At 61.7% G+C, this 1014-nt stretch carries 1 protein-coding gene and 1 pseudogene; both read left to right on the top strand.

Translation table 11 applies throughout. The annotated features are described in order from the left end of the window. The coding region (locus AC1DUU_RS32830) for an ABC transporter permease (protein ID WP_476787454.1) at positions 1-360 on the top strand (360 nt) is incomplete at its 5' end. Continuing rightward, positions 357-1014 (top strand): annotated as a pseudogene (locus AC1DUU_RS32835) (peptidase M14); the annotation flags it as partial. The gene AC1DUU_RS32830 and the pseudogene AC1DUU_RS32835, both read left to right, overlap by 4 nt.

Raw genomic sequence — 1014 nt, forward strand, 5'->3', positions numbered from 1 at the left:
GTGCTGACTTTGCGCGAACGGGAATTCATCTTGTCGGCGCGTGCCATCGGCGTACGGGACTGGCGCATCATCTTCCAGCATTTGCTGCCGAACCTGATCGGACCGGTGATCGTGCTGATGACGCTGAACGTCGCAAGCAACATCCTGCTCGAGTCGAGCCTGACCTTCCTCGGCCTTGGCGTCGATCCGACGATCCCGAGCTGGGGCGGCATGCTGGCCGACGGACGCACCTATCTGCAGCTGGCCTGGTGGGTCAGCGTCTTTCCCGGCCTCGCCATTTTGCTGACCGTGCTTGGCCTCAACCTTCTTGGTGACTGGCTCCGCGACAGCCTCGATCCGACAGGTAGAACCTCACGATGACATCGATTTTCGAAAAGACCTACGGGCGCACGCTGGATGCGCTCGTCGCAACCGCTGCAGGTGTGGGCGCGACGCTGCAGGCGTGGACCTTCGACGACAGCGCGAGCCGCAAGGCGGCCGAGCAGAAGCTGGCACAAAAAGGCATCAGCGCCCGCATCCGTTCCGCCTACAAGCCGCTGCTGCACTTCTTCCTCGAAGAACTCGATCTGGCCGGTGTGACCGAAATTGCGGTCACCTATCCCGTTCACGAGCGCGCGCCAAAAAACCGCTTCATCCTCGAAACCTATCCGCTTGCCGCCCTTGCCGGGGACATCAGGATATCCTTCGCCGCCCGCCCCGATGACCTGTTCCACTACGGTGTGACACTGACGCTGGCCGACGGCAGCACGGCAAGCCACACCGTTTTCGCCCCCAACCGGGTGCATGCCGATTTTGTTGGAGAAACCATCGTGTCGCCGACCGGCTGGATTATCAGCGGCACCGGCCCTGGCGAGCGACTGGAAACGGACTACGAGCAGCTGTTTGCCGAGACGGTGGCCGCCATCCAGTCACATGAGTGGGGAATGACTGAGCCCTATTTCGACGAGTTGAACATTCAGGCAGTACTTCCCGCAGCCGACGAGCGTTTGGCCTATGGCGACGAAGTGCTCAGCC

This window comes from Aminobacter sp. P4_H6_2 (genome assembly GCF_056400805.1).